Origin of the sequence: Tropicimonas sp. TH_r6, assembly GCF_033101155.1 — a bacterium.
In the GTDB taxonomy this organism is placed as follows: Bacteria; Pseudomonadota; Alphaproteobacteria; order Rhodobacterales; family Rhodobacteraceae; genus Tropicimonas.
On sequence record NZ_JAWMPX010000012.1, the window covers coordinates 119,628 to 139,376 of the forward strand.

Genomic DNA, 19,749 nt, shown 5'->3' on the forward strand with positions numbered 1-19,749 from the left:
GAGGCCATCATGGCTAAGGAAAAGTTTGACCGCAGCAAACCGCACGTAAACATCGGCACCATTGGTCACGTTGACCATGGCAAGACGACGTTGACGGCGGCCATCACCAAGTATTTCGGTGATTTTCAGGCATACGACCAGATCGACGGCGCGCCCGAAGAGAAGGCCCGTGGCATCACGATCTCGACCGCTCACGTCGAGTACGAGACCGACGGTCGCCACTACGCCCACGTTGACTGCCCCGGCCACGCCGACTACGTCAAGAACATGATCACCGGTGCTGCCCAGATGGACGGCGCGATCCTGGTTGTGTCTGCCGCTGATGGCCCGATGCCCCAGACCCGCGAGCACATCCTGCTCGGTCGTCAGGTCGGCATCCCCTACATGGTCGTCTACATGAACAAGTCGGACCAGGTGGACGATCCCGAACTTCTCGAGCTGGTCGAGATGGAAATCCGCGAGCTTCTGGAAAGCTATGAGTACCCGGGCGACGATATTCCGATCGTGACCGGTTCCGCTCTGGCGGCGATGGAAGGCAACAACCCGGAGATCGGCGAAGAGTCGATCAAGAAGCTGATGGCTGCTGTCGACGAATACATCCCGACCCCCGAGCGTGCGGTCGACCAGCCCTTCCTGATGCCGATCGAGGACGTTTTCTCGATTTCCGGCCGTGGTACGGTTGTGACCGGTCGTGTCGAGCGTGGCGTGATCAATGTTGGCGACGAGATCGAAATCGTCGGCATCCGCGACACCTCCAAGACGACCTGCACGGGCGTGGAAATGTTCCGCAAGCTGCTGGATCGTGGTGAAGCCGGCGACAACATCGGCGCGCTGCTGCGCGGTGTCGATCGTGAAGGCGTCGAGCGTGGCCAGGTTCTCTGCAAGCCCGGCTCCGTGACCCCGCACACGAAGTTCGAAGCCGAGGCCTACATCCTGACCAAGGAAGAGGGTGGCCGTCACACGCCGTTCTTTGCCAACTACCGTCCGCAGTTCTATTTCCGCACGACGGATGTGACCGGCACCGTGACGCTGCCGGAAGGCACCGAGATGGTGATGCCGGGCGACAACCTGAAGTTCGAAGTCGATCTGATCTGCCCGATCGCGATGGAAGAGAAGCTGCGCTTCGCCATCCGTGAAGGCGGCCGCACCGTCGGCGCCGGCGTCGTCTCCAAGATCATCGAGTAATCGTCGATCGAGACTGGATTTCGGGGTGGGCCTGTGGGCCTGCCCCAACCGTTTTATCCGAGTTCGAAGCCGGATGTGGAATGAGCCGCATTCGACCTCTCAACTCCAATGCCGAGAATAAGGCTGACTGACAATGCAAAGCCAGAACATCCGTATTCGGCTGAAGGCGTTTGACTACCGTGTGCTGGATTCCAGCACGCAGGAAATCGTCAACACCGCCAAGCGGACGGGCGCCCAGGTGCGCGGCCCGATCCCGCTGCCGAACAAGGTCGAGAAGTTCACGGTTCTCCGTGGCCCCCACATCGACAAGAAATCGCGCGACCAGTGGGAGATCCGTACCCACAAGCGTCTGCTCGACATCGTCGACCCGACCCCGCAGACCGTGGACGCGCTGATGAAGCTCGACCTGGCGGCCGGCGTCGACGTCGAAATCAAGCTTAACTAAGGAGGGCATCAGATTATGCGCTCTGGAGTTATTGCAAAGAAGGTGGGCATGACCCGCCTCTTCCTCGAGGACGGCAAGCAGGTTCCTGTGACCGTTCTTCAACTTGAAAACCTGCAGGTCGTTGACCAGCGCACCATGGACCGCGACGGATATACCGCCGTGCAACTGGGTGCTGGCTCTGCCAAGGCCAAGCGGACAAGCCAGGCCATGCGCGGTCACTTCTCTGCCGCCAATGTTGCGCCCAAGCGCAAAGTGGCCGAGTTCCGCGTGGATCCGGACAACCTGATCGACGTTGGCGCCGAGATCTCTGCCGAGCATTACATTGCCGGTCAGAAGGTCGACGTGTCCGGCACCTCGATTGGTAAAGGTTTCGCCGGTGCCATGAAGCGGCACAACTTTGGCGGCCTGCGTGCTTCGCACGGCGTGTCGATCTCGCACCGTTCGCACGGTTCCACCGGTCAGTGTCAGGACCCGGGCCGCGTGTTCAAAGGCAAGAAGATGGCCGGTCACATGGGTGCTGCCCGTGTTACCACCCAAAACCTGGAAGTCGTTCGTATCGACGCCGACCGTGGCCTGATCATGGTCAAGGGCGCCGTGCCGGGCTCCAAGGGTGGCTGGGTCACCATCAAGGACGCCGTCAAGAAGAAGCTGCCCGAGGGCGTGCCGTTCCCGGCTGCCATTAAGGCCGCTGAAGCTGCCGCCGTTGCCGAGGCTCCGGCCGAAGCGCCTGCTGAAGGGGGTGCGGAAGAATGAAACTTGATGTGATCAAGCTCGACGGCGGGGCCGCCGGCGACGTGGAACTGTCCGAAGACGTCTTCGGCCTGGAGCCGCGTTCCGACATCCTGCACCAGGTGGTTCGCTGGCAGCGCAACAAAGCGCAGGCCGGTACCCACAAGGTCAAGACCCGTTCGGAAACCAGCTACTCGACCAAGAAGATCTATCGCCAGAAGGGCACCGGTGGCGCTCGCCACGGCAGCCGCAACGCGCCGATCTTCCGCAAGGGTGGTATCTACAAGGGCCCGACCCCGCGCAGCCATGCCCACGACCTTCCCAAGAAGGTCCGCAAGCTTGGACTGAAGCACGCGCTGTCGTCCAAGGTTGCTTCCGGCAATCTGGTGGTCATCGAGACCGCCGCACTGGACGACGCCAAGACGAGCGCCCTGGCCAAGCAGGTCAAGGAACTCGGCTGGAAGCGCACCCTGGTGATCGACGGTGCCGAGGTGAATGAGAATTTCGCCCGTGCCGCCGGCAACATTCAGGGTCTGGACGTGCTGCCGTCAATCGGTGCCAACGTCATGGACATCCTCAAGCGTGACACGCTCGTGATCACGAAGGCGGGTGTCGAAGCACTGGAGGCCCGTCTGAAATGAGCGTGAAGCCTGACTATTACGACGTGATCCGCAAGCCCGTCATCACCGAGAAGGCCACCATGGCCTCCGAGACGAACGCCGTGGTCTTTGAGGTCGCCATCGACGCCGCCAAGCCGCAGATCAAGGAGGCCATCGAAGGTCTCTTTGGCGTCAAGGTGAAGGCCGTGAACACGACCATCACCAAAGGCAAGGTCAAGCGTTTCCGGGGTAAACTCGGCAAGCGCAAGGACGTCAAGAAAGCCTATGTTACCCTCGAAGAGGGTAACACGATCGACGTTTCCACTGGCCTCTGAGCCCCGGACCTGATCGACAGAATTTGGCCCCTGCCTCGGCGGGGGCCTTTTTCGTTTGCACGGCCTTTCACGGCCCGTCCCAACCTGTGGAAAAAACGGGCATGGCTTGTATTTTGTTCTGTTTGTGGGCGTTTACGGGGAGGGTGGAAGGACGCCACGCTTTTGCAGCAGGCTCAGGACCTCGACGAGCGTCGTGGTGCGCAGGTCGACAGAGCCTTCCAGCGCAATCCCGACCCCGCCGTCGCCGATCTCATGCGGTGTCCCGCGCGTGAACTGCGGGTCAAGCAGTTCCAGAGCCGGCGGCAGATCGGGACAGAGCGGGCGTTGCTCGAGCATCAAGCCGATTGCTTCGAGCAAGAGGGCCTTGATTGCCTCCGGACGGTCATCCTCTCCCTCGACAGCAACGAAGGGCAGTGGCGGGTCTTGTTCGACGCCGAGCAGACGGAAGATGACGCAGGTATCCTCGACCTCCGTCGAAGCCTCGAACCGCACGAGTGCGCGTTCCGTATTCGTCAACGCTCCCCGTTGCCAGGTTCCCGGGTCGGTGCGTTCACATTCGTAGTTTTCCAGTTCGAGTGGCCCGGTGGCGATCAGGCTTGTACCGGACGCAGTTGCTTCCAGACCCTGGAGCGTGATGCGGGCACCACATTTATCGAAAAGGACTGCGTTTGCGAGCAGGTCTGGCAGTTTGCGCTGAATGTCCTGGAGATCCAGGATCGCATCGGCACCAAGGCGTGTTGGCGCGGTCTCCGAGATGCGAAGATCGAGCCCGTAGGCTATTTCGGTGTCGAGTGTCGCGAGGCTCTCGTCGATTCGGTAACTGACGCCGGACCCGGTGGTCGGCGCCGGCAAGGTTTTGCTCGGACCTGGGGAAATGCCGTTGGCCTGCGCCAGCGACAGCAACTCGACGATATTGGCCGCGCGCAGGTCGAAGGAGCCGGACAGTGCCGCACCGAGGCCGCCCTCGCCGATTTCTCGCAGCCCGGCCTCGCTGAAATCCGGATCGAGCTGCCGAATTGCCTTTGGCAGGTCGGGGCATATCGGGTTCTCGGCCAGTTTTGTCTCCGCCGCAGCGAGGATGGCGCTGCGCGCGCTCTTGGTCACACCAAAGAGGTCTGCCACGCCGCCAAGCAGTCCCTGCGGCTCAAGCTCGAGATCTGCCAACTGCACGGAAATGCAGTCCTCCAGCAACGAAGCGCTGGCGACTGCCTCGAAATCGATGGTCTGGCTCAATAGCCTGAGGCCGCGCCGTTCTTCGGCCGTGTCGCGGTCTCGACATCTGTACAGGGTGGCCTCGACCGTTCCCTTGGCGCGCACGGATTTTTCTTCGGCGGCGGCGCCCTTGAAGTCGATGTCGAGATCTAGGCCGCAATCGGCTTCCACCTTCCCGGACAGCAGGTCGGGCAGGGCGCGTTGGATTTCGCGCAGGTCGAGAAAGGCGTTGATACCGAGCCGTGTTTCCGTCTTGGGCTCCAGGCCGAGGTAAAGTGCCAGAGGCAGGTCAGTGCCGTCCTTCGTGGCGAAACTGTCGGCAACACGGAGGCTCAGAGCGCCGGAAAAGGATTCGGGTGGGACCGGAGTTCCGGAAATTGCGAAATCTGCCGCGTCGCTGTCCTCTGCGGATCCACCGCAGCCATAGAGCATCAAAATCGACGCGAAAGCTCCCGCCTTTGCCGCGATAGCGACGGCTCGCCTTTCCGTCTTGAACATGATGTTGGTCCCGAACTCTTTGGTCTGGCTATGCGCGATCATCGACGCCTGTCGCAACATTGTCCAGTCGGCGCGGCGGAACGGGATGTCGTCAGAAGAACTGCCCGGTCTCGTCGCCGCAGCGCTGCGTGGATTGCGCACGGGCGAGTGTCTGGCGTTCGGCGGCGCTCATTGTGAGATAGGGGCGGGGCAGTGCGCCCTCATACCGAACATGGCCCGAGATGCGTCCCTGGCAGGCGCAATTCGTCCCGCCGCTTTCGCGGCAGGCGGACTCTTCTGCCACTGTGATGCTGTCCTGCTCCAGCGTGCGAGCGAGAATGACGCCGCCCTCCGCGCCAGTTAGAGCATCTGTGGTGAAGCTGAAGGCAATCATCAGCGAGAATAACGACAGAATGAGGACCCAGGATCCCACCATGCTCTCGTCATGTTTGACTGCACCTTTCGTTCGCACCTGCCCGTCCCTTCCTGGCCCTGGCGCTCCCGTCGGAACGCTCGTCATTTCGGGAATATATACCCTTGAGAATGGGGCGGTATTGGGACGAATTCGCGGGGGTTTGTTCGTGTTTCGGGGACAGAGGGTTGTGTATTCGGGAACGGTCAAGCGGAGACATGGCCGGGTGATGGGCGCGGGGCCGAGTGGCCGACCGGGGGGGGGAGGGCGATCTGCCTTCGTGACTGATTGTCAGGGACACGGCTTCACGACAGAGGCGGTGTCGGTGAATTTGGCGCTGCGAGACGGCTGGGCTGCCCGGAATCGCTTGACGTGCCCCCACGCCTCTCCTATCAGGGCGCATCGCCACGGCCCCGGATTCGTCCGGGGCTTTGGTATTGTTCGCAAGAGCAAAACCCGGGGACCTCTCACGAGGGCCCTATACCAAGGCCGAAAGGCCCATACATAGCGGGGCGCGAAGCCCTGCAAAGCTAACGGAAGACAGAAAGCATGGCACTCAAGTCGTATAAGCCGACGACGCCGGGCCAGCGCGGGCTGGTGCTGATCGACCGTTCGGAGCTGTGGAAAGGACGCCCCGTCAAATCCCTCACCGAGGGTCTGACGAAGAAGGGTGGCCGGAACAACACCGGACGTATCACTGCACGACGCCGCGGTGGCGGGGCGAAACGCCTCTATCGCATCGTCGATTTCAAGCGCAACAAGTTCGATGTGTCGGCGACCGTCGAGCGGATCGAATACGATCCGAACCGGACCGCCTTCATTGCGCTGATCAAGTATGAAGATGGCGAGCAGGCCTATATCCTTGCCCCCCAGCGTCTCGCTGTCGGTGACAAGGTCATTGCCTCCTCGAAAGTGGACGTGAAGCCGGGCAACGCGATGCCGTTCTCGGGCATGCCCATCGGCACCATCATCCACAATATCGAGCTGAAGCCCGGCAAGGGTGGTCAGATCGCACGCGCCGCGGGCACCTATGCCCAGTTCGTCGGCCGTGACGGTGGCTACGCCCAGATCCGCCTCAGCTCGGGCGAGCTTCGCCTTGTGCGTCAGGAATGCATGGCCACCATCGGTGCCGTGTCGAACCCGGACAACTCCAACCAGAACCTCGGTAAAGCCGGTCGTGTCCGCCACATGGGCAAGCGTCCGTCTGTCCGTGGTGTGGTCATGAACCCGATCGATCACCCGCATGGTGGTGGTGAAGGCCGGACCTCTGGTGGTCGTCACCCGGTCACCCCCTGGGGCAAGCCGACCAAGGGTGCGCGCACCCGCAACACCAACAAGGCGTCGCAGAAGCTCATCGTGCGTTCGCGTCATGCCAAGAAGAAGGGTCGCTGATAGATGTCGCGTTCCGTTTGGAAAGGTCCCTTCGTCGACAGCTACGTGTTGAAGAAGGCCGAGAAGTCTCGCGAGTCGGGCCGCAACGAGGTCATCAAGATCTGGTCGCGCCGCTCCACCATCCTGCCGCAGTTCGTTGGTCTCACCTTCGGTGTGTACAACGGCCACAAGCATATTCCGGTCAACGTGTCCGAGGACATGATCGGCCAGAAATTCGGCGAATACGCTCCGACGCGCACCTACTATGGTCACGCGGCGGACAAGAAAGCCAAGAGGAAGTAATCCACCATGGGCAAGGAAAAGAATCCCCGCCGCGTGGCGGAGAACGAGGCGATGGCCAAGGTGCGCATGCTCCGGACGTCCCCTCAGAAACTGAACCTGGTCGCGCAGATGATCCGCGGCAAGAAGGTTGAAAAGGCCCTGACGGACCTGACCTTCTCGCATAAGCGGATCGCCGAGGACGTGAAGAAATGCCTTCAGTCCGCGATCGCCAATGCCGAAAACAACCATAACCTGGATGTTGACGAGTTGATCGTCGCGGAAGCCTGGGTTGGCAAGAACCTGGTCATGAAGCGTGGTCGCCCCCGGGCGCGCGGTCGCTACGGCCGGATCAACAAGCCCTTCGCGGAACTGACCATCAAGGTCCGCCAGGTCGAGGAGCAAGCCTAATGGGTCATAAAGTCAATCCGATCGGCATGCGCCTGCAGGTGAACCGCACCTGGGACAGCCGCTGGTACGCCGACACCAAGGATTTCGGAAACCTGCTGCTCGAAGATGTCGCGATCCGCGATTTCATCGAGAAAGAGTGCAAGCAGGCCGGTATCTCCCGCGTGATCATCGAACGTCCGCACAAGAAGTGTCGCGTGACGATCCACACGGCCCGTCCCGGTGTCATCATCGGCAAGAAGGGCGCGGATATCGAGGTGCTTCGCAAGAAGCTCGCCAACATGACCGACAGCGAAGTGCACCTCAACATCATCGAGGTTCGCAAGCCTGAGCTGGACGCGGCGCTGGTCGCTGAATCCATCGCCCAGCAGCTGGAGCGTCGTGTCTCGTTCCGCCGCGCCATGAAGCGCGCGGTTCAGAACTCGATGCGCATGGGTGCCCTTGGTATCCGGGTCAACGTCGCGGGCCGCCTTGGTGGCGCCGAGATCGCCCGGACCGAATGGTATCGTGAAGGTCGTGTGCCTCTGCACACACTGCGGGCCGATATCGATTATGCCCAGAAAGACAGCCTCACGGCTTACGGCATCATCGGCATCAAGGTCTGGATCTTCAAAGGCGAGATCATGGAGCACGATCCTGCGGCGCGTGACCGCAAGGCTCAGGAGCTTCAGGATGCGCCTGGTCCCCGTGGCTCAGGTGGCGGCGGTCGCCGCGACCGTGGGTAAGGAGTAGAGAATATGCTGCAACCGAAGCGCACAAAATTCCGCAAGCTCCACAAGGGCCGGATCAAGGGCGAAGCCAAGGGCGGGTCTGACCTGAACTTTGGCCATTACGGCCTGAAAGCGACCCAGCCGGAGCGCATCACCGCACGCCAGATCGAAGCCGCCCGTCGGGCCATGACGCGTCACATGAAGCGTCAGGGTCGCGTCTGGATCCGGATCTTCCCGGATACCCCGGTTACCTCCAAGCCGACAGAAGTTCGGATGGGTAAAGGTAAGGGTTCGGTCGACTTCTGGGCCGCCAAGGTCAAGCCTGGCCGCGTGATGTTCGAGATCGACGGTGTGACTGATGAGGTCGCTCGCGAGGCTCTGCGTCTTGCCGCGATGAAGCTGCCGATCAAGACCCGGGTCGTGGTTCGCGAAGACTGGTAAGGCTTTGCGTGTTCGCACGCAGAGTTTGAGAAATCCTGAAACCCCCGCTGTACTCGGCGGGGGTTTTTCTTTTCAGGACAAATGGTTATCCTGAAGCTGGATCAAGCTGCCGAGGACGTCATGCCCCAGATCGAGACCCTTTTTGTCACCCGTCTTTACCGCGCAGAGCTTAAGGAGCAGGGAAAAACCATTGATCCTCAAGAGCTTGAGACATCCTGTCTTGTCATCGCGGAGGATGATGAGGCGGGCCAGCAATGGTGCGAGGAGAATGGGTATCCGGGGTACACGTCTTACGCGTCGCTGAGCGATCTTCCCTGGCGGTTTCCGGTCTTTGCCGATCTGAAGGAGGCGCTGGATCGGCATGTCGCTGTTTTTGCTGAAGATTTGGAGCTGGACCTGGATGGGCGAAAGCTTAAGCTGGAGGATCTCTGGATCAATATCCTGCCGGAAGGCGGGACGCATTCCTCGCATCTGCATCCGCATTCGGTGATTTCGGGGACGACCTATGTGTCGATGCCGGAGGGGGCGTCGGCGTTGAAGCTGGAGGATCCTCGGTCGGGGCGGATGATGGCGGCGCCGCCAAGAAAACAAGGGGCGCGGCGGGAGTTGAAGACCTTTATCCATATGAAGCCGAAGGTCGGGGATGTGTTGCTCTGGGAGAGCTGGCTTCGGCATGAGGTGCCGATGAACATGGCCGAGGATGAGCGGATCAGCGTGAGCTTCAATTACCGCTGGGATTGACCGGAGTATCGGTCGTTTCGTACGAAACCGGGGTCTTAGTTGACCGAAAATACGACTGATATGACCTGTTTTTCGACCGAAACCCTTCGTTGAGGTGGGTTTGAGGAGGCTGGAGTCCGGGTTCGGTCGCTTTTTCGGTCAAATCGGGCTGGGGTATTGACCGAAAGTTTGGTCGAAAGGTTTTGCCTGTGGCTGCGCGCGCAGGGTTAACGGTCCCGAAACCGGGGTGAGGTGTGATGCGGGTATGTCCGAGCTGTCCCCCGCCCCCACTGTCAAAACCCAGATGATGCCGCTCAGCGCGTTTCGCACGCAGATTGCGATGTGGACAGCGCGGGTGAACCATATCCCCGAACGCATCCTGCTGACCAAACATGGCCGGCCCTTCGTCGCCGTGGTGTCGATGCGCGACCTGGAGATGATCGAACGGTTCGACGGTCGCTCGGTCGATCAGGTGCGTCGGGAGTTTGAGGATACGGCCCGCCGGTTCGAGGCCGCGCAGGAGGCGGGGCAGCAGAGCGCGGGCGGCGGGTTATCCCGGCTCCGGCGAGGGCGGGTATCGTGGTGGGTTTGAGGATTGAGGGGAAAGGAAGGGTGACGTGAAATTCCTGACCGACTCGCCTGCGGACATTTGATGCTGGCTTTCAAATCATCAGACTGACATCCTCATGCCGCTAGATCAAAAGGGCGGACTTAACAATGAATGGTCAACCAAAGCTCGCACCCAACCAACGGGCATTGGATTCAGACGAAGAAACGGACCACGACATTGAGGAGGCTTTGTTCATCGGGGTCTCGTGGGGTCACGCGGGGAATGTCTGGAGAAAGGACGGCAAGCTATTGACACGGGTTGGAGTTCCGAACTTCACACCAGTGCCGGTCGAGGGAACAAGTACCGTTTCTCAAACTCTCCGCAAACAGTTCACGCAGAATGTGGTGCTGCACCAGATGACGCTCCAACCGGGGCAGTTCTATCCAAGAATCGCGAGGTCAACCGACCAGCATCCGCTCGATGTTCCCAGCTTTTTCAGAGTCGATAGGCGAGAACAATATGGTTCTGCCCGTCACTTCTCATCGCTGGTAAGGCAACTTGACGAGGTTCTGGAGGCCATTGAACCAACCCGAGAGAACTTTGATTCCTACGGGAACCGAACACGCAATCTGCTCCTACTGATATGCACCGAGTGCGAGAATCAGATGCGCGGCGTGCTTCGCGCGAACGGTGTCGAAAAAGATCAATATCGGACAGGCGACTTCATACGACTTCTTGAGCCAATGCGGTTGAACGAGTATTCAGTCGAGTTTTCGGAAATGCCTTGGCTCGGCGAGTTTAGGCCTTTCGAACAATGGTGCCGCAAGGCTCCAACAAAGTCGCTGCAATGGTATGACAGCTACAACGCAGCGAAACACGACAGAGCAAAGCATTTTCATCGAGCGAGCTTGATGTCCGTTTTGGAGGCGCTCGCTGCGCTTTGGACTTTGCTGTCAGCGCAGTATGGCCCGAGTTGGCGGACAATAGAGGCAACCGAACGCATCTTCACGCAGCAGAAATACCCGCGTTGGAGATACTCGGACGTCTATTGTATGGCGTATCCATCTTCAGGATTCGAGCCTGAACAGGTGCGTTTGTTTCCGTATGGATAACTTGATCTCATGTCGTCGGGATTGAAATAGACGGCCCGGGCTGGTCGCCCTTTTGTCCCGCCGCCGAGGACGTTGGGCATGTCTCGACAGATTTGGTAGAGTTGCGTCGGGTGTTCTGGCTGGAGAGAGGAGCGGCGATGCTTTGGGACGACCGGTCGCGGCAAAGGCCTACGGTCATGGTGACCGTCGTGGGCTGTGTCGGGCTCCTGTTCCTTCTTGTCTATGCCTATTCCTCCGAAGCGTTCAGGGCGCGGGTTGACCGCTTCCTCAATGAGGCCGCGGGGGCGCATATCGACGTTGTCCGGCACAAGCAAAGCGGTGCGTATGTCGCGAAGCTGCCCGGCGGCCGGCTGGTCAAGCTGTCGGGGCGGGAAGAGGCAGAGGCCATTGCCGAGCATGGGTATTCGGCCTGCGAGAGCTGTCGTTGACGACCTGGAGGCGGATTTCCGGATCGCGGATGCGTGCTTTGGGAGCGAAGTGCGGAGGGCCGCGCACGACCCTGGGTGGGCGCTTCGTGGCGCTTGTGGTTTGCGATTTATCCCAAAGCCCCGACGGACGGTTGTGCGGCGAAGGACATCGCCAAAGCGCCCTCCCGGGGGGGAGGGTCGGGCGCGGCCCGGGCTGGTCGCCCGGGCCAAGGGTAGAGATGGTGGACGCAGCGCTCTTGGCTTGATCTCGTTCCGAGGGTGCCTTGCCCCACGCGATGAGCCCTTTTTTCCTTGCCCCCACACAGACTCACCACTATAGAGCGTCATCTCACGGATTCCCGGCGACGGGATTCGTGTGTGTTTACGTCTAATCATCCGTCAGGTCTCGAGTGACCCTGAGCAATCCAGGGGCTCACTGGCGTTTTGAGAAAGGAAATGGCGATGAACGCCACCGAACTTCGTGATCAGACTCCGGACCAGCTCCGCGAGAAACTGACCGATCTGAAGAAAGAAGCCTTCAACCTGCGCTTTCAGCAGGCCACCGGCGCTATGGAAAACACCGCACGCACCCGTCAGGTTCGCCGTGACATCGCGCGTGTGATGACTGTTCTGAACGAAAAGGCGGCGTCGGCCGCAGCGGAGGCTTAATCCATGCCCAAGCGTATTCTGACCGGCACCGTCACCAGCGACAAGAACGAGCAGACCGTCACGGTCATCGTCGAGCGTCGCTACAAGCACCCGCTTCTGCACAAGACCATCCGGTCTTCGAAGAAGTATCGCGCCCATGACGCGAAGAACGAATTCAAGACCGGCGATCAAGTCCGCATCCAGGAATGCGCGCCGATCTCGAAGACGAAGCGCTGGGAAGTGATTTCGGCCTGAGGCCGGGACATAGTCCAGTTTGATCGAAACCCTGGGGGGAAGAGCAAGAACATCCCCCAAAGGTCGGGAGAAACCTAATGATCCAGATGCAGACTAATCTGGATGTCGCTGACAACTCCGGTGCTCGCCGGGTTCAGTGCATCAAGGTCCTCGGCGGCTCGAAGCGGAAATACGCATCCGTGGGCGACATCATCGTGGTGTCGGTCAAGGAAGCCATCCCGCGCGGCCGTGTGAAGAAGGGTGACGTACGCAAAGCCGTCGTCGTCCGGACCGCCAAGGAAGTTCGTCGTGAGGATGGCACCGCCATTCGTTTCGACCGCAACGCTGCTGTTATTCTCGGGAATAACGGTGAGCCCGTCGGGACCCGTATCTTCGGCCCGGTCGTGCGTGAGCTGCGCGCGAAGAACTTCATGAAGATCATCTCGCTCGCCCCGGAGGTGCTGTAAGATGGCTGCCAAACTCCGCAAAGGTGACACCGTCATCGTTCTGTCCGGCAAGGACAAGGGCAAGACTGGCGAGATCGAGAAAGTCGACCCGAAGGCTGGCAAGGCCGTCGTCGGCGGCATCAATATCTCGGTGCGTCACACCAAGCAGACCCAGAATTCTCAGGGCGGCCGCATTGCCAAGGCAGTGCCGGTGGACCTGTCGAACCTGGCTTTCGTCGATGCCAACGGCAAGGCGACCCGTGTTGGCTTCCGTGAGGAAGACGGCAAGAAGGTCCGCTTCGCCAAGACCACGGGAGACGCGATCTGATGCTTGATGCTACCGATTACACCCCGCGCCTCAAGGCCGTCTACAAGGACACGATCCGCGCCGCGCTGAAGGAAGAATTCTCGTACAAGAACGAGATGATGATCCCGAAGCTGGAGAAGATCGTCCTGAACATCGGCGCCGGTACGGAATCCGTCAAGGATACCAAGAAAGCCAAGGGCGCTGCAGACGATCTGACCGCGATTGCCGGTCAGCAGGCCGTCGTGACCAAGGCCAAGAAGTCCATCGCGACCTTCCGCGTGCGTGAAGGCATGCCGCTGGGCGCCAAGGTGACCCTGCGCGGTGACCGGATGTACGAATTCCTCGATCGCCTGATCACCATCGCGCTGCCGCGCGTCCGCGACTTCCGCGGCGTCTCCGGCAAGTCGTTCGATGGGCGTGGCAACTATGCCATGGGGCTCAAGGAACACATCGTCTTCCCCGAGATCGATTTCGACAAGGTCGATGAGGCCTGGGGTCTGGACATCGTTATCTGCACCAACGCCAAGTCGGATGCAGAAGCCAAGGCGCTGTTGAAGCATTTCAACATGCCGTTCAACAGCTGAGGGATCTGACCTATGGCTAAGAAAGCAATGCTCGAGCGCGAGAAGAAGCGCGAAGCGCTGGTGGCGAAATATGCCGCCAAGCGAGTCGCGCTCAAAGAGATCGCGAATGATGAGAGCCTCCCGATGGAAGAGCGTTTCAAGGCACGGCTGAAGCTTGCCAAGCTGCCGCGCAATTCCTCGGCCACCCGCCTGCACAACCGTTGCCAGGTCTCGGGCCGTCCCAAGGCTTACTACCGTAAGCTGAAGATGAGCCGGATCGCGCTGCGGGACCTTGCCTCCGAAGGCAAGATCCCCGGCATGGTCAAGTCGAGCTGGTAAGGAGGAGATAAAATGAACGATCCTCTTGGTGATATGCTGACCCGCATCCGCAACGCTCAAATGCGCGGCAAGTCCACGGTTCGCACCCCTGCCTCCAAGCTTCGTGCCTGGGTTCTGGATGTGCTGGCCGACGAGGGCTACATCCGTGGCTACGAGTCTGTGGAAGATACTCAGCACCCCGAAATCGAGATCAGCCTCAAGTACTTTGACGGCACCCCGGTCATTCGCGAGCTCAAGCGCGTCTCGAAGCCCGGTCGTCGTGTGTACATGTCGGTTGGTGACATTCCCTCGGTCCGTCAGGGCCTTGGCGTTTCCATCGTCTCCACGTCCAAGGGCGTGATGTCGGATGCAGCGGCTCGTACCAACAATGTTGGTGGCGAAGTTCTCTGCACCGTCTTCTAAGGAGGACTGGTATGTCTCGAATTGGTAAGAAACCGGTCGACCTGCCGTCGGGCGTTTCCGCGTCCCTCTCCGGCCAGACCATCGAAGTGAAGGGGCCGAAAGGCACCCTGAGCTTCACCGCAACCGACGATGTCACCATCACCATCGATGGCAGCACCGTTTCCGTCGAGCCGCGCGGCAAGTCCAAGCGTGCCCGCCAGCAGTGGGGCATGTCCCGCACGATGGTCGGCAACATGGTCACCGGCGTCACCGATGGCTTCAAGAAAGAGCTGGAAATCCAGGGTGTTGGTTATCGCGCCCAGATGGCTGGCAACTCGCTGAAGTTGAACCTTGGCCTGTCGCATGACGTCGAATTTCCGGTTCCGGCCGGCGTCACCGTGACCTGCCCGAAGCAGACCCAGATCGTCGTTGAGGGCATTGACCCGCAACTCGTCGGTCAGGTTGCCGCGAATATTCGCGAGTGGCGCAAGCCGGAGCCCTACAAGGGCAAGGGCATTCGCTACGCTGGCGAGTTCATCTTCCGCAAGGAAGGCAAGAAGAAGTAAGGACGAAAAAGATGGCAAACAGCAAACGGACCCTGTTCCTGAAGCGCCGCCTGCGCGTCCGGAACAAACTTCGCAAGAGCAATCTCGGAAAGCTTCGTCTTTCCGTGCACCGCTCGGGCAAGAACATCAGCGCTCAGCTGATCGACGACGTTCAGGGCAAGACCCTGGCCGCGGCCTCCTCCCTGGAGAAGGATCTCGGTGTTGTCGGCAAGAACAACGTGGAGGCTGCCGGCAAGGTGGGCGCCACGCTTGCAGAGCGTGCCAAGGCAGCCGGTGTCGAAGAGTGCTATTTCGACCGCGGCGGCTTCCTCTTCCACGGCAAGGTGAAGGCTCTGGCCGAAGCCGCGCGGGAAGGCGGACTGAAGTTCTGATCTGTGGGCGGCCTTCTGGCCGTCCCGATGATCCGGGGGCGCTGCCGTCAGGCGGCGCCCACCTGGATTGTAACAACACGGCCGAAATGGCCATGAGAAAAGGAATGCCGAATGGCAAGAGAACCGAACCAACGTCGGGGCAACCGTCGCGACCGTGAGGAAACGCCGGAATTCGCCGATCGCCTTGTTGCGATCAACCGCGTCTCCAAGACCGTCAAGGGTGGTAAGCGCTTCGGCTTTGCTGCGCTCGTGGTTGTTGGCGACCAGAAGGGCCGTGTCGGCTTCGGCAAGGGCAAGGCCAAGGAGGTCCCCGAGGCCATCCGCAAGGCCACCGAGCAAGCCAAGCGCCAGATGATCCGTGTGCCGCTGCGCGAAGGCCGCACTCTGCACCACGACGTCGAAGGTCGTCACGGTGCCGGTCGTGTCGTGATGCGCACCGCCCCGCAGGGTACTGGTATCATCGCCGGTGGCCCGATGCGTGCCGTCTTCGAGATGCTGGGTATCCACGACGTCGTTGCCAAGTCCATCGGCTCGCAGAACCCCTACAACATGATCCGCGCCACGCTGGACGGTCTCAAGAAAGAGTCCTCCCCCCGCATGGTCGCGCAGCGTCGTGGCAAGAAGGTCGCCGACATCCTGAAGAAGGACGAGGCCCCTGCTGCCGAAGCTCCGGCCGAAGCCGCCGAAGCCCCGGCCGAAGCGTAAGGAGTAGCGAGACATGGCAACCATCGTCGTCAAGCAGATCGGGTCCCCGATCCGTCGCCCCGCCGTCCAGCGCCAGACGCTGATCGGGCTGGGCCTCAACAAGATGCACAAGACCCGCGAGCTGGAGGATACCCCCTCCGTGCGCGGCATGGTCAACAAGATCCCGCATCTGGTCGAGATCATCGAAGAGCGCGAATAAGCCTTTTCGCCAGTGATTTGAAAACGCCCCGGAGCCAGGCTCCGGGGCGTTTTTCTTTGGGCTGGCCCGGTGGACAACGCTGCGGTGCTGGACGCACAAAGCGTTGCCGTGCCAGATTGCCCAACTCAACGAGGCAACCGTCTCCTGCGGGGGGCCTTCCTTAGCGGTGTCGCATCGGGCCGGTGCAGCCGCAATCCAGTCCGAGATCGCGCCGGAGATGCGGCGAGAGGGAGAGGCGCTCGACCTGCTCGGCGTGGCAGATCGAGAGAATTTCGGAGTCGATGGCGGAGCCCAGGTTATGGGTCGGTCGGCGGAACAGGCGCTTCAACATGGGATATCCTTTCGCGGATTCGGGATGTTGTGCGACGCTAATTCCTCAAGCCGACTTTAGATCAAGGACGTTTCTCGCCAAATCTTCCACAGACGGCATCGACCTCGCCGCCGGGCAGGGCTAGCTTCCCTGCGTGGCTCAACTGGAGGCGACCCATGACCAATATGCCTATGCGCGCTGTCTCGGATGCGTTTCATGACGCCTGGCGTTTGCGCTGGCCCTTCGTTTTGTCCCGATTCGTCTTCGGCTTTCTCGTGCTTGCCCTACTGGCGCCGATAACCACGCTTGCCTTGCGCGGGGCCATTGCGCTGTCGGGCCAGCCCGCCCTGTCGGATTTCGACATCGCGATGTTTCTTCTCTCCCCGATCGGGTTCGTCGCCGCGCTCTTTGCCGGCGGGCTCGTCCTGACCGGCTATGTGCTCAACATCGCCTTCATGATGGCCATTGCGCTGCATGCGCGGCGCACGGGCGAGCGGCGTTTCGAGGAGGGGGTGGGCCATATCCTGCCGCGGTTCCGGGCCATTCTCGGCTTCGCCATCCGCTTCCTGTTGCGGATTGTCCTGCTGACGGTGCCGTTCCTCGCCATTGCTGCGCTGGTCGCGTCCAGATTGCTGGGCGAGTTCGATATCAACTACTACCTCACCGAGCATCCGCCGGAATTCCTGCGAGCGGTGGTGGTGATCGGGGTGACGCTGGCGATCATGCTCGCGGCGCTTGTCTGGGCGCTGCTGGGCTGGGCCTTTGCCCTGCCGCTGGTGCTGTTTGAAGGCGTGCATCCGGCGCGGAGCTTTGCTGCGAGCCGCGCCGCGGTGACGGGCCGTCGGATGGATCTCCTGATCGCGTTGCTTGTCTGGGGGGCGGTGTCGGCGCTGGCCGTGGCGGCTGTCTTCGGGGTTGCCCGCCTTGCGGCCGGTCTGGTGGTCGATAGTTTTGCGCCGGATCTGGAAGCGCTGGCCGCCGCGTTCCTGATCGTGCTGGCGGTCTGGTCGCTGGTAAATCTTTTCGTCACGTCCACCACCTCGGGCGCGCTGGCCTGCCTGTTGATGGAGCGCGCGGGGTGGCCCGGTGCGGACCAGCCGGATAAGGGAACGCGGGAGGACCGGCACCGTCTGCGGATGGTCCTGGTCGGTGGATCGCTGGTTGCGGCCGTGGCTGCCGGGGTTGCGGCGGTGGACCTCGCTTCCGTTCGGACAGAGGACGAAGTCGAGGTGATCGCGCATCGTGGCGCCGCCGGGGCGCGTCCGGAAAACACCATGTCCGCCTTTGCCCTGGCCATCGAGGACGCGGCGGATTGGATCGAACTGGACGTGCAGGAGAGCGCCGAGGGCGAGGTGATCGTCGCGCATGACAGCGATTTCATGAAGCTGGCGGGAGATCCGCTGAAAGTCTGGGACGCGACGGCGGAGACGTTGGCCGGGATCGATATTGGCAGCTGGTTCGCACCGGATTATGCGGCGGAACGGGTGCCCCTGCTCAGCGAAGTGCTGGAGATGGCGCGCGACACCGGCTCCGGCGTGTTGATCGAGCTGAAATATTATGGCCATGACGAGAAGCTGGAGCAGCGTGTCGCCGAGGTGGTCGAGGCTGCCGGGATGGAGGATCAGGTCCAGCTCATGAGCCTGAAATACGAGGCTGTGCAGAAGATGAAGGCGCTGCGGCCGGACTGGTCGGTGGGCCTGCTGGCCTCGGCTGCCCTTGGCCGGCCCTGGGAGCTGGAGGCGGATTTCCTCGCGATGAACAAGGAGCTTGTAACTCATCGGCTGGTGCGCTCGACTCAGGAGGCGGGCAAGCAGGTCCATGTCTGGACGGTGAATGATCCGCTCGCCATGTCGGAAATGCTCAGCCTTGGCGTCAACGGGCTGATCACGGATGAACCCGCGCTGGCGCGGGAGGTGATCGCGCAGCGGGCCGATCTTGGCACGCTGGAGCGGGTCGTGTTGGCGCTTGGAAGCCAGCTTGGCCTCGTGGCGACAGACAAGGTGTATCGCGATGGTTCTCCGTAAGGTCCTGCTGATCCTCGGTCTCTTGTCGGCTGGGACGGCCACGGCGGAAAGCTGGGAGACGCAGCTCTCGCGCGCCGTGGAACTGCCGTCTCACCGATGGCTGGAGGACCTCCGGCTGGCACCGGGCACCGAGTTGAACGCCTTCACGACCGATGGGTGCAGCGGCGGGATGTCGAGTCTCTGGTCCTTCATGGCCGAGCGCTATCCCGACTTCGACGAGGCTCTGGGCGGGCACCCGCCCTGGGAAGCTTGCTGCGTGACACATGACCGGGCCTATCACGACGCCGGCGCGGACCCGACTGCAGAGGCGAGTTTCGACGCGCGTCTGGAAGCCGATGGCGTGTTGCAAAGCTGCGTCGAGGCGACCTCCAGCCCACAGGACGAGATTCTCCGGACGGAATACGACCTGAGCGAGGAACAGGTGCGGCTTGCCTATTCGGCCATCGCGGTCGCCATGTACCAGGCGGTGCGTCTCGGGGGCGGGCCTTGCACCGGGCTGCCCTGGCGGTGGGGATACGGCTATCCCCAGTGCTGGCAAAAGCCCGGGGAATAGGGCCATCCCCCTTGAAACGAGGACGGCGGGCGTGTAAACGCGCCCGGTGGTCCTGCATGGACCCGACTCAACCAACAAGAAATGCCGTGTTCGGCCGCTCCCGTCGCTGGGGGCCGCATCCGGCAAGGAGAAGCGACATGAAACTGCACGAACTCAGCCCCGCCGCGGGCTCTACCCCCTCGAAAAAGCGCGTTGCGCGTGGTGTCGGCTCTGGCAAGGGCAAGACCGCCGGACGCGGTATCAAGGGTCAGAAATCCCGCTCGGGTGTGGCTCTGAACGGCTATGAAGGCGGCCAGATGCCGCTCTATATGCGCCTGCCGAAGCGTGGCTTCAACAAGCCGAACCGCAAGTCCTGGGCCGTTGTGAACCTTGGCATCCTTCAGAAATTCATCGATGCCGGCAAGATCGACATCTCCGCGCCCGTGACCGAGGACGTGCTCATCGCCTCCGGTCTGGTGCGCCGCAAGCTCGACGGTATCCGGGTCCTCGCCAAGGGCGAGTTTTCCGCAAAGGTCGACCTGCAGGTCACCGGCGCCTCCAAGGCGGCTGTCGAGATCGTCGAGAAGGCTGGCGGCTCGCTGGCCGTCACGAAGGCGGCAGCGGCCGAATAAGAGGTTGTGAGGGGCGACGATGCCCCTTACTTAACCTTCAGTTTTCCAGCGCCGCCGACCGGAAGACGGTCCGGCGGCGCATTCCTTGAGAGAGACCGCG

The 19,749-nt window shown here is 61.4% G+C and carries 31 protein-coding genes; 28 read left to right on the forward strand and 3 right to left on the reverse strand.

The features are described 5' to 3' along the window. Positions 1-9 precede the first annotated feature (9 nt). The 5 genes from tuf (at position 10) to R3X27_RS13425 (ending at position 3,293) form a co-directional block, all read left to right on the forward strand. Complete coding sequence (gene tuf, locus R3X27_RS13405) at positions 10-1,185, forward strand: elongation factor Tu (protein ID WP_317709365.1); 1,176 nt, start codon at positions 10-12, stop codon at positions 1,183-1,185. A 133-nt stretch (positions 1,186-1,318) separates the two neighbouring features. Then, complete coding sequence (gene rpsJ, locus R3X27_RS13410; RefSeq protein ID WP_317709366.1) at positions 1,319-1,630, forward strand: 30S ribosomal protein S10; 312 nt, start codon at positions 1,319-1,321, stop codon at positions 1,628-1,630. Between the two features lie 15 nt (positions 1,631-1,645). Beyond that, on the forward strand, positions 1,646-2,383 hold the full coding sequence (gene rplC / locus R3X27_RS13415) for a 50S ribosomal protein L3 (protein ID WP_317709367.1): 738 nt from the start codon (positions 1,646-1,648) through the stop codon (positions 2,381-2,383). Beyond that, on the forward strand, positions 2,380-3,000 hold the full coding sequence (gene rplD / locus R3X27_RS13420) for a 50S ribosomal protein L4 (protein ID WP_317709368.1): 621 nt from the start codon (positions 2,380-2,382) through the stop codon (positions 2,998-3,000). The genes rplC and rplD overlap by 4 nt, the downstream gene beginning before the upstream one ends. Continuing rightward, positions 2,997-3,293 (forward strand): 50S ribosomal protein L23, encoded by a 297-nt coding sequence (locus R3X27_RS13425; RefSeq protein ID WP_317709369.1) that lies wholly within the window; start codon positions 2,997-2,999, stop codon positions 3,291-3,293. The genes rplD and R3X27_RS13425 overlap by 4 nt, the downstream gene beginning before the upstream one ends. Before the next feature lie 132 nt (positions 3,294-3,425). Here R3X27_RS13425 and R3X27_RS13430 read toward each other — a convergent pair whose 3' ends face one another. Then, positions 3,426-5,003: a hypothetical protein gene (locus tag R3X27_RS13430; protein ID WP_317709370.1), complete on the reverse strand. Its 1,578-nt coding sequence runs from the start codon at positions 5,001-5,003 to the stop codon at positions 3,426-3,428. Between the two features lie 91 nt (positions 5,004-5,094). Then, positions 5,095-5,418, reverse strand: a complete 324-nt coding sequence (locus R3X27_RS13435; protein WP_317709371.1) for a hypothetical protein — start codon at positions 5,416-5,418, stop codon at positions 5,095-5,097. 525 nt (positions 5,419-5,943) lie between these two features. Here R3X27_RS13435 and rplB point away from each other — a divergent pair. From rplB to rpmD, 20 genes are all read left to right on the forward strand, one after another. Further along, positions 5,944-6,786 (forward strand): 50S ribosomal protein L2, encoded by an 843-nt coding sequence (rplB, locus tag R3X27_RS13440; RefSeq protein WP_317709372.1) that lies wholly within the window; start codon positions 5,944-5,946, stop codon positions 6,784-6,786. 3 nt (positions 6,787-6,789) lie between these two features. Further along, positions 6,790-7,068 (forward strand): 30S ribosomal protein S19, encoded by a 279-nt coding sequence (gene rpsS, locus R3X27_RS13445; RefSeq protein WP_317709373.1) that lies wholly within the window; start codon positions 6,790-6,792, stop codon positions 7,066-7,068. Positions 7,069-7,074: 6 nt separating this feature from the next. Next, positions 7,075-7,455, forward strand: coding sequence for a 50S ribosomal protein L22 (gene rplV / locus R3X27_RS13450; protein ID WP_317709374.1), 381 nt, complete (start codon positions 7,075-7,077; stop codon positions 7,453-7,455). Continuing rightward, positions 7,455-8,177 carry a 30S ribosomal protein S3 gene (gene rpsC / locus R3X27_RS13455; protein WP_317709375.1) on the forward strand — a complete coding sequence of 241 codons (723 nt, stop codon included), beginning with the start codon at positions 7,455-7,457 and terminating at the stop codon, positions 8,175-8,177. Before rplV ends, rpsC begins: the two co-directional genes overlap by 1 nt. A gap of 12 nt (positions 8,178-8,189) precedes the next feature. Next, positions 8,190-8,603 carry a 50S ribosomal protein L16 gene (gene rplP / locus R3X27_RS13460; RefSeq protein ID WP_317709376.1) on the forward strand — a complete coding sequence of 138 codons (414 nt, stop codon included), beginning with the start codon at positions 8,190-8,192 and terminating at the stop codon, positions 8,601-8,603. 120 nt (positions 8,604-8,723) lie between these two features. Next, positions 8,724-9,344: a 2OG-Fe(II) oxygenase family protein gene (locus R3X27_RS13465; RefSeq protein WP_317709407.1), complete on the forward strand. Its 621-nt coding sequence runs from the start codon at positions 8,724-8,726 to the stop codon at positions 9,342-9,344. Positions 9,345-9,588: 244 nt separating this feature from the next. Continuing rightward, on the forward strand, positions 9,589-9,915 hold the full coding sequence (locus R3X27_RS13470) for a hypothetical protein (RefSeq protein ID WP_317709377.1): 327 nt from the start codon (positions 9,589-9,591) through the stop codon (positions 9,913-9,915). 125 nt (positions 9,916-10,040) lie between these two features. Then, positions 10,041-10,985 (forward strand): hypothetical protein, encoded by a 945-nt coding sequence (locus R3X27_RS13475; protein WP_317709378.1) that lies wholly within the window; start codon positions 10,041-10,043, stop codon positions 10,983-10,985. Positions 10,986-11,122: 137 nt separating this feature from the next. Further along, positions 11,123-11,413 (forward strand): hypothetical protein, encoded by a 291-nt coding sequence (locus R3X27_RS13480; RefSeq protein WP_317709379.1) that lies wholly within the window; start codon positions 11,123-11,125, stop codon positions 11,411-11,413. Positions 11,414-11,854: 441 nt separating this feature from the next. Beyond that, positions 11,855-12,061, forward strand: a complete 207-nt coding sequence (gene rpmC / locus R3X27_RS13485) for a 50S ribosomal protein L29 (protein ID WP_106205274.1) — start codon at positions 11,855-11,857, stop codon at positions 12,059-12,061. A 3-nt stretch (positions 12,062-12,064) separates the two neighbouring features. Next, positions 12,065-12,295, forward strand: a complete 231-nt coding sequence (rpsQ, locus tag R3X27_RS13490) for a 30S ribosomal protein S17 (protein WP_317709380.1) — start codon at positions 12,065-12,067, stop codon at positions 12,293-12,295. A 77-nt stretch (positions 12,296-12,372) separates the two neighbouring features. After that, complete coding sequence (gene rplN, locus R3X27_RS13495) at positions 12,373-12,741, forward strand: 50S ribosomal protein L14 (RefSeq protein ID WP_317709381.1); 369 nt, start codon at positions 12,373-12,375, stop codon at positions 12,739-12,741. Position 12,742: 1 nt separating this feature from the next. Then, entirely contained in the window at positions 12,743-13,048 is a 306-nt protein-coding gene (gene rplX, locus R3X27_RS13500) for a 50S ribosomal protein L24 (RefSeq protein ID WP_317709382.1), read from the forward strand. Next, positions 13,048-13,611 carry a 50S ribosomal protein L5 gene (gene rplE, locus R3X27_RS13505; RefSeq protein WP_317709383.1) on the forward strand — a complete coding sequence of 188 codons (564 nt, stop codon included), beginning with the start codon at positions 13,048-13,050 and terminating at the stop codon, positions 13,609-13,611. The genes rplX and rplE overlap by 1 nt, the downstream gene beginning before the upstream one ends. Positions 13,612-13,623: 12 nt before the next feature. Next, positions 13,624-13,929, forward strand: coding sequence for a 30S ribosomal protein S14 (gene rpsN, locus R3X27_RS13510; RefSeq protein ID WP_317709384.1), 306 nt, complete (start codon positions 13,624-13,626; stop codon positions 13,927-13,929). Between the two features lie 12 nt (positions 13,930-13,941). Further along, a complete protein-coding gene (gene rpsH / locus R3X27_RS13515) occupies positions 13,942-14,331 on the forward strand; it encodes a 30S ribosomal protein S8 (protein ID WP_317709385.1) in 390 nt (129 codons plus the stop codon). An 11-nt stretch (positions 14,332-14,342) separates the two neighbouring features. After that, positions 14,343-14,876, forward strand: a complete 534-nt coding sequence (gene rplF, locus R3X27_RS13520; protein ID WP_317709386.1) for a 50S ribosomal protein L6 — start codon at positions 14,343-14,345, stop codon at positions 14,874-14,876. Between the two features lie 11 nt (positions 14,877-14,887). Continuing rightward, complete coding sequence (gene rplR, locus R3X27_RS13525) at positions 14,888-15,247, forward strand: 50S ribosomal protein L18 (RefSeq protein WP_317709387.1); 360 nt, start codon at positions 14,888-14,890, stop codon at positions 15,245-15,247. A 111-nt stretch (positions 15,248-15,358) separates the two neighbouring features. Continuing rightward, positions 15,359-15,952 (forward strand): 30S ribosomal protein S5, encoded by a 594-nt coding sequence (gene rpsE / locus R3X27_RS13530; RefSeq protein WP_317709388.1) that lies wholly within the window; start codon positions 15,359-15,361, stop codon positions 15,950-15,952. Between the two features lie 13 nt (positions 15,953-15,965). Then, positions 15,966-16,151 (forward strand): 50S ribosomal protein L30, encoded by a 186-nt coding sequence (rpmD, locus tag R3X27_RS13535; RefSeq protein WP_068315515.1) that lies wholly within the window; start codon positions 15,966-15,968, stop codon positions 16,149-16,151. A 160-nt stretch (positions 16,152-16,311) separates the two neighbouring features. Here the strand turns inward: rpmD and R3X27_RS13540 are convergent, their stop codons facing one another. Continuing rightward, on the reverse strand, positions 16,312-16,482 hold the full coding sequence (locus R3X27_RS13540) for a hypothetical protein (RefSeq protein WP_317709389.1): 171 nt from the start codon (positions 16,480-16,482) through the stop codon (positions 16,312-16,314). 155 nt (positions 16,483-16,637) lie between these two features. Here R3X27_RS13540 and R3X27_RS13545 point away from each other — a divergent pair, with 155 nt between their 5' ends. The 3 genes from R3X27_RS13545 (at position 16,638) to rplO (ending at position 19,649) form a co-directional block, all read left to right on the forward strand. Further along, positions 16,638-18,485 carry a glycerophosphodiester phosphodiesterase family protein gene (locus tag R3X27_RS13545; protein WP_317709390.1) on the forward strand — a complete coding sequence of 616 codons (1,848 nt, stop codon included), beginning with the start codon at positions 16,638-16,640 and terminating at the stop codon, positions 18,483-18,485. Further along, positions 18,472-19,038 carry a hypothetical protein gene (locus R3X27_RS13550; RefSeq protein ID WP_317709391.1) on the forward strand — a complete coding sequence of 189 codons (567 nt, stop codon included), beginning with the start codon at positions 18,472-18,474 and terminating at the stop codon, positions 19,036-19,038. Before R3X27_RS13545 ends, R3X27_RS13550 begins: the two co-directional genes overlap by 14 nt. Before the next feature lie 137 nt (positions 19,039-19,175). Further along, positions 19,176-19,649, forward strand: coding sequence for a 50S ribosomal protein L15 (gene rplO / locus R3X27_RS13555; protein WP_317709392.1), 474 nt, complete (start codon positions 19,176-19,178; stop codon positions 19,647-19,649). Positions 19,650-19,749: the final 100 nt, after the last annotated feature.

What these genes read in the sequence shown, in the direction of transcription:
- R3X27_RS13425 (WP_317709369.1), top strand. Translation starts at nt 2,997, where the DNA reads ATGAGCGTGAAGCCTGACTATTACGACGTGATCCGCAAGCCCGTCATC.
- R3X27_RS13465 (WP_317709407.1), top strand. Translation starts at nt 8,724, where the DNA reads ATGCCCCAGATCGAGACCCTTTTTGTCACCCGTCTTTACCGCGCAGAG.
- rplE (WP_317709383.1), top strand. Translation starts at nt 13,048, where the DNA reads ATGCTTGATGCTACCGATTACACCCCGCGCCTCAAGGCCGTCTACAAG.
- rpmD (WP_068315515.1), top strand. Translation starts at nt 15,966, where the DNA reads ATGGCAACCATCGTCGTCAAGCAGATCGGGTCCCCGATCCGTCGCCCC.
- rpsH (WP_317709385.1), top strand. Translation starts at nt 13,942, where the DNA reads ATGAACGATCCTCTTGGTGATATGCTGACCCGCATCCGCAACGCTCAA.
- rpsQ (WP_317709380.1), top strand. Translation starts at nt 12,065, where the DNA reads ATGCCCAAGCGTATTCTGACCGGCACCGTCACCAGCGACAAGAACGAG.
- rplN (WP_317709381.1), top strand. Translation starts at nt 12,373, where the DNA reads ATGATCCAGATGCAGACTAATCTGGATGTCGCTGACAACTCCGGTGCT.
- rplX (WP_317709382.1), top strand. Translation starts at nt 12,743, where the DNA reads ATGGCTGCCAAACTCCGCAAAGGTGACACCGTCATCGTTCTGTCCGGC.
- R3X27_RS13545 (WP_317709390.1), top strand. Translation starts at nt 16,638, where the DNA reads ATGACCAATATGCCTATGCGCGCTGTCTCGGATGCGTTTCATGACGCC.
- rplP (WP_317709376.1), top strand. Translation starts at nt 8,190, where the DNA reads ATGCTGCAACCGAAGCGCACAAAATTCCGCAAGCTCCACAAGGGCCGG.
- rpsS (WP_317709373.1), top strand. Translation starts at nt 6,790, where the DNA reads ATGTCGCGTTCCGTTTGGAAAGGTCCCTTCGTCGACAGCTACGTGTTG.
- rplC (WP_317709367.1), top strand. Translation starts at nt 1,646, where the DNA reads ATGCGCTCTGGAGTTATTGCAAAGAAGGTGGGCATGACCCGCCTCTTC.
- R3X27_RS13475 (WP_317709378.1), top strand. Translation starts at nt 10,041, where the DNA reads ATGAATGGTCAACCAAAGCTCGCACCCAACCAACGGGCATTGGATTCA.
- rplV (WP_317709374.1), top strand. Translation starts at nt 7,075, where the DNA reads ATGGGCAAGGAAAAGAATCCCCGCCGCGTGGCGGAGAACGAGGCGATG.
- rplF (WP_317709386.1), top strand. Translation starts at nt 14,343, where the DNA reads ATGTCTCGAATTGGTAAGAAACCGGTCGACCTGCCGTCGGGCGTTTCC.
- rpsJ (WP_317709366.1), top strand. Translation starts at nt 1,319, where the DNA reads ATGCAAAGCCAGAACATCCGTATTCGGCTGAAGGCGTTTGACTACCGT.
- rplR (WP_317709387.1), top strand. Translation starts at nt 14,888, where the DNA reads ATGGCAAACAGCAAACGGACCCTGTTCCTGAAGCGCCGCCTGCGCGTC.
- R3X27_RS13435 (WP_317709371.1), bottom strand. Translation starts at nt 5,418, where the DNA reads ATGGTGGGATCCTGGGTCCTCATTCTGTCGTTATTCTCGCTGATGATT.
- R3X27_RS13550 (WP_317709391.1), top strand. Translation starts at nt 18,472, where the DNA reads ATGGTTCTCCGTAAGGTCCTGCTGATCCTCGGTCTCTTGTCGGCTGGG.
- rpsC (WP_317709375.1), top strand. Translation starts at nt 7,455, where the DNA reads ATGGGTCATAAAGTCAATCCGATCGGCATGCGCCTGCAGGTGAACCGC.
- rplB (WP_317709372.1), top strand. Translation starts at nt 5,944, where the DNA reads ATGGCACTCAAGTCGTATAAGCCGACGACGCCGGGCCAGCGCGGGCTG.
- R3X27_RS13470 (WP_317709377.1), top strand. Translation starts at nt 9,589, where the DNA reads ATGTCCGAGCTGTCCCCCGCCCCCACTGTCAAAACCCAGATGATGCCG.
- R3X27_RS13480 (WP_317709379.1), top strand. Translation starts at nt 11,123, where the DNA reads ATGCTTTGGGACGACCGGTCGCGGCAAAGGCCTACGGTCATGGTGACC.
- rpsE (WP_317709388.1), top strand. Translation starts at nt 15,359, where the DNA reads ATGGCAAGAGAACCGAACCAACGTCGGGGCAACCGTCGCGACCGTGAG.
- R3X27_RS13540 (WP_317709389.1), bottom strand. Translation starts at nt 16,482, where the DNA reads ATGTTGAAGCGCCTGTTCCGCCGACCGACCCATAACCTGGGCTCCGCC.
- rpsN (WP_317709384.1), top strand. Translation starts at nt 13,624, where the DNA reads ATGGCTAAGAAAGCAATGCTCGAGCGCGAGAAGAAGCGCGAAGCGCTG.
- rpmC (WP_106205274.1), top strand. Translation starts at nt 11,855, where the DNA reads ATGAACGCCACCGAACTTCGTGATCAGACTCCGGACCAGCTCCGCGAG.
- tuf (WP_317709365.1), top strand. Translation starts at nt 10, where the DNA reads ATGGCTAAGGAAAAGTTTGACCGCAGCAAACCGCACGTAAACATCGGC.
- rplD (WP_317709368.1), top strand. Translation starts at nt 2,380, where the DNA reads ATGAAACTTGATGTGATCAAGCTCGACGGCGGGGCCGCCGGCGACGTG.
- rplO (WP_317709392.1), top strand. Translation starts at nt 19,176, where the DNA reads ATGAAACTGCACGAACTCAGCCCCGCCGCGGGCTCTACCCCCTCGAAA.
- R3X27_RS13430 (WP_317709370.1), bottom strand. Translation starts at nt 5,003, where the DNA reads ATGTTCAAGACGGAAAGGCGAGCCGTCGCTATCGCGGCAAAGGCGGGA.